The following is a 4,965-nucleotide window of genomic DNA, read 5'->3' on the forward strand; positions in this document are numbered from 1 at the left end:
AGTCAATGAATGAAAAATGAATTTTGTAACTCGTTCCCAGGCTCAGCCTGGGAACGCCTCCCCGAGGCTCCGCCTCCGGCAACAAACGGTTCAATAATTAACCGCTTATCGACCATAAAAAGCAGTTAATTGCTGACAATTTGCCCGAAATAGAAAGGGAAATCATCCAGGTTTTTCCTCAATCCACAGGCGCGATCGCAATTTGTACTTCACTGCGCTTTAGGGGTTCTGGGGTCATTGGGGAATTGTAAAGCAACCGTCGGGGACAACCCACCGCTTTGTATTCCGGATGGGCCTGCAACCACCCTTGCAAGCGCTGCAAATGGGTTTCGTAACTCGACCAACTGTAAGCGCCTTGAATGCCAATACTGACCACTTTCATCGGCGGATAATCCGTGACTTTCACATCCGAACCGATGTTTTGCGGCTCAATTTCGCGATCGGGATAGAGAAAAGAAACCTCCGCTTGACTGGGGGTTTCTACTTGAATCGCAGAAGCATCGGTATAGCGCACTTCTACTGGGGTGGTCATGGCAATTTGATTGCGGCTAATGTGATTGTAAAGCGGGTCAAATGCCACCCGCGTCGCTTGCTGTACTTGTCCCTGATAGGTATAGGTGACAGCGCGATATCCGGGATAGTCTTTGACGGCGATCGCCTCCGGTTCGGTGGGTTTGGGAAATCCTTTGGGTAAAGAAGCTGACATCAGTAATTTTTCATCCGATATTTTAAACTCTAAATTATACCGCAACCGGAATAATTTTGTAAACCGAAACAGTTTTTTTCTCAATTTTATTCCCCGACCTATACCGCTGCCAACTTCTCCCTAAATGCCGATGACAATAGGAGTAAAAAAGTGGCGTTTTCCGGTGTATCCCCCATCCCAGCAAACGCCGGATGCGTGACGCAAAGTCGCCAATCTGGGGTAATTTTTGCTGGCCACAGTAGGGAAGAATTGCCGAAAAAATGATAGAATAGAATACGGGTTAAAGAAAGACCCCAATAATTGAGCAGAGGTACGGGGGAGAAGTGGAACCTCAGCTCGGGTTGCCCAGTTTATACTGGGAACGAGTCAGTGGAATAAAATAATAGTAAGCCAGAAGTTATTCCCACAGGGGAACTCGGATCGGGAGCGTCGCTTCGATGCTAGTAGTTGAAACGCCCCTGTTTAGGGGTAGGGCATGGGAACTGTGAAACGCTATCAAAGGATGGAGATGAATTCAACAAACAACCCATTGGGGAGGCATCAAACCAGAGGGAGAAGAGGGTGGATTTCCCAGGCGATCGCCCCTCTGTTCGCCACGGTTTTTGCGATCGCTTCGGGATCTGTACTCCCGACTTCTGCGGCGGAAAGACTCACCCTGCGTCTCGGTCCGTGGTCAGGAACGATCGCCATTTCCGACCTAGAAGAATATGCCAAAACGGGCAAACTTTCCGGTCAACTCGAACCCCTCAGCCCCCTTTTCCCCCCCGGATTGCGAGAGGTGTTATCCCAACGGGTAGAAATCGACCCGGAAATGACCGACGAAGTTATCGATAAACTCTTTGAATCGCCAGAAGGAAACCGCTTACTTCGCACCCTGCTGCTGCTGGTTCCCGAGAGTACCATCGAAGAAATGAAAGCAGCGATCGCCTTAGTCGCCAGCAAAGGAAACGGTCTGAGTTTCTTAGGCATTTTAAAAGCTTTACCCGGGGAAACCATTACCCTGGATGCCACCAGCATCATCGGCGTCGCCTCTCGCCTGAATCTCTCCTATCTAGAAGGGCAAATCCTCAAAACCCGCCTCGAAACCGCCCTGGAAGTGGAGACAGACCCGTTTTACCCCAGCTTCGACCCCGCCGCCAAAGGCCCGCAAACCGTCTCCGCGCAAACCCTCACCCTGGAAGATACCCAGCGCAACCGGGAAATCGCGGTAGAGATTTATTCCAGTCCCAATTCCTCCGGACCGTTGGCGGTCATGTCCCACGGATTTGCCAGCGATCGCTTCTTTTTAGAATACCTGGCCCGCCATCTCGCCTCCCACGGTCTCACCGTGGTCAGTGTGGAACACCCGGGCAGCAACGAAGCGTGGTTGCAACAGCTACCCGTCACCTTGGATCCGACGGATTTAATCGAAGCCGAGGAATTTCTCCATCGCCCCCGGGATATCCGCTTCGTGCTCGACGAACTCGAGGCATTGAACCGTCAACCCGGAACGTTTTACAACCAGTTCAACACCGCAGAAACTGTGGCGATCGGACATTCCTTGGGCGGATACGGCATTTTGGCCCTAGCCGGCGCAGAAGTAGACTTACCCCATTTGCGCGAGGTGTGTCAAAAGCAGCGCAAGTTAGGGCAATCCCCGGCGGATTTATTGCAATGTGCCGCCGGGAAATTGGAAGGAAACCGAGTCAACTTGCGCGATCGCCGCATCAAAAGCGCGATCGCCCTCAATCCGATGGTGGGAGACCTGTTTGGCCCGCAAGGACTGGAGAAAGTCCAGACCCCCGTGCTACTGTTAAGTGGCAGCGATGATTCCTGGGCACCGGCGATCGACCATCAACTGGCACCGTTTCGCCAACTCCCAGAGCCAAAATATCTCGTGAGCGCGATCGGCGGCAATCATTTTAGCGCCAGCGATCCGGACAATCCCACTTTAGTGGAAACTCAAACCACCTTACCCGAAGACCCCAGCGACGCCGAAACTCAAAATCTACGCCAACTGGTTCGCGGTGTGAGCTTGGCATTTATCAAGCAGAACACTCCCGAAGCGAAAACCTACGCTCCTTTTTTAACCGCAGCTTACGCCCAATCTCTCTCTACCGAAGAGATTGCCCTGCGTCTAAATCGGGAACTTCCCGACAGGTTGGCCCGCTGGATCGAAAGTCGCGAAGAAATCAGCCAACGGGACTGACGGGGGTTTCAGTGATGGCGATCGCTCCTTTCACCACTGCCGCGATCGCCGCCCTACGATCGTAATTAGCCACATTCCCCCTTTTTATCCTTGGAAAACATCATTTATGGATAGCTTATTTGCGTTGAGCGTTCCCCTCCTCTTTACTTTAGGTTACGCGATTAGTGCCTTAAAAGTCATCAATCAAGGGGATGAAGCCTTGGTGGAACGATTTGGTAAATTCAACCGCAAACTCGACCCGGGAATTAATTTTGTCTGGCCTTATTTAGAAAGTCTGGTGGTAGAAGATACGGTTCGAGAGCAGGTTTTGGACGTTCCGCCCCAAAGTGCCATCACCCGCGATAATGTGGCCATCCAAGTGGATGCGGTGGTCTATTGGAAAATTATGGATTTAGAAAAGGCATATTATGAAATTAATAACATTAATTTGGCTATTAAAAATTTAGTGCTCACCACCTTGCGATCGACTATCGGCCACATGGAGTTAGAAGAGACCTTTTATTCCACGGATGAAATCAATAAACGAGTGTTAAAAAATCTAGACGAGGCAACTTCAGGATGGGGAATTAAAGTGTTGCGCGTGGAAGTCCAAGATTTAGATCCGCCTACTCGGGTACTGGAATCGATGGAAAAGCAACGGGCGGCAGAAATCCAAAAACGGGCGGCGATTTTAGAAGCAGAAGCCACCGCCGAATCGGTGCAGCTTATTTTAAAGTCTTTAAGCCCACAAATGAGCAGTGAAGAAGTGCTGAAATATTTGATTGCCAAACGGTATATGGATGCCAGTCAGGAATTGAGCAAAAGTCCGAATTCTAAAGTAATTTTTATGGATCCGAAGGCAATGTCCGATGCCTTAGCGGAGTTGATGCAAACGCCGGTTAATTCAAATACGTTGTTTCCGAATGGGAATTTTCCGCCGGGGGGGAATCCGCCTTCTGGGGGGAATCCGCCGTCTGGAGGGAATCCGCCGTCTGGAGGGAATTCGGGGAATGGATCGGGGTCTGGGGGGAATTGAGAATTGAGATGTTGGTTTTTATTTCTTAATTCTCAATTCTCAATTCTCAAGGGCTAACACCTGCTTTAAGGGCGATAAATGGCATCGGCGACGCGACAGACATCGTGCATTTCAGGGATGTCGTGAACGCGGATAATGTCCGCACCGGCGGCGATCGCGGCACAACAAGTCGCAGCGGTCCCCCAGACTCGTTGTTTGGGGTCGCTTCGCTCGAGGATGCGACCGATAAAGCTTTTGCGCGACGGACCGACAAGCAGGGGAAGACCAAAGGACCGAAAGGCACAGAGTTCTCTGAGCAGTGTCAGGTTATGGTCGTAGGTTTTGGCAAACCCGATCCCCGGATCGAGGATAATCTGGTGTCGCGGAATGCCGGCGGCGATCGCGGAGGCGATTTGACGGGCGAACAATGCGCTAATCTCGCCGATTAAATCTCCATAGTCGGTGAGTTGCTGCATGGTTTGCGGCGTCCCGCGCATGTGCATCAATACAAACGGAACCTTCAACTCGCTGACCACCGAGAGCATTTCCGGGTCTGCAGTACCGCCGCTGACATCGTTGACGAGATCCGCACCGGCTTCGATCGCCGCTTTTGCCACCTGCGATCGGTTGGTATCTACCGAAATCGGCAGATTGCAGCCGCGATCGCGGCGTAGGGCTTGGATAATGGGTACCACGCGATCGCGTTCTTCGTCCAGGGGCACCTCGGTGGCACCTGGTCTGGTGGATTGACCGCCGATATCGAGAATATCGGCACCGGAAGCGATTAAATGCCTAGCCTGAGCCAAAGCCGATTCCGGGCGATCGAACAGCCCTCCATCGCTGAAACTATCTGGGGTGACGTTAAGCACCCCCATCAGATAGGTGCGCTGACCCCAGTGGAAGGGGCGATCGCGGATGGTTATCGTCCTCGGTGCCGGTGCGTGATTGAGGGTGGAGGGTTGATGGTTCATGGTGGAGCGATCGGTTGATTGGGGTTAAACTTCATGGCTACCAAACTTAGATAAGTCTGGTCTTCTGGTCAGGTGAGCTTGGGAAAATAAAGTCTTACCAAGCCCC

4 protein-coding genes are annotated in these 4,965 nt (G+C 51.8%); 2 read left to right on the forward strand and 2 right to left on the reverse strand.

All coding sequences use genetic code 11. The annotated features are described in order from the left end of the window. Positions 1-178 precede the first annotated feature (178 nt). On the reverse strand, positions 179-706 hold the full coding sequence (locus AC0QH1_RS00980; RefSeq protein WP_324628858.1) for a heme-binding protein: 528 nt from the start codon (positions 704-706) through the stop codon (positions 179-181). 508 nt (positions 707-1,214) lie between these two features. Between AC0QH1_RS00980 and AC0QH1_RS00985 the strand changes: the two genes are divergently transcribed. After that, entirely contained in the window at positions 1,215-2,894 is a 1,680-nt protein-coding gene (locus AC0QH1_RS00985; protein WP_324628859.1) for an alpha/beta hydrolase, read from the forward strand. Positions 2,895-3,000: 106 nt separating this feature from the next. Beyond that, the gene (locus tag AC0QH1_RS00990; RefSeq protein ID WP_324628861.1) at positions 3,001-3,909 is read left to right on the forward strand and encodes an SPFH domain-containing protein; all 909 of its coding nucleotides are present in this window, start codon (positions 3,001-3,003) and stop codon (positions 3,907-3,909) included. Between the two features lie 65 nt (positions 3,910-3,974). Here AC0QH1_RS00990 and folP read toward each other — a convergent pair whose 3' ends face one another. Then, a complete protein-coding gene (gene folP, locus AC0QH1_RS00995; protein ID WP_324628863.1) occupies positions 3,975-4,859 on the reverse strand; it encodes a dihydropteroate synthase in 885 nt (294 codons plus the stop codon). Positions 4,860-4,965: the final 106 nt, after the last annotated feature.

The organism is Phormidium sp. CCY1219 (genome assembly GCF_055795085.1).

Bases quoted from the DNA above. Each gene is read 5' to 3' on its own strand.
- AC0QH1_RS00985 (WP_324628859.1), top strand. From the start codon at position 1,215: ATGAATTCAACAAACAACCCATTGGGGAGGCATCAAACCAGAGGGAGA.
- folP (WP_324628863.1), bottom strand. From the start codon at position 4,859: ATGAACCATCAACCCTCCACCCTCAATCACGCACCGGCACCGAGGACG.
- AC0QH1_RS00990 (WP_324628861.1), top strand. From the start codon at position 3,001: ATGGATAGCTTATTTGCGTTGAGCGTTCCCCTCCTCTTTACTTTAGGT.
- AC0QH1_RS00980 (WP_324628858.1), bottom strand. From the start codon at position 706: ATGTCAGCTTCTTTACCCAAAGGATTTCCCAAACCCACCGAACCGGAG.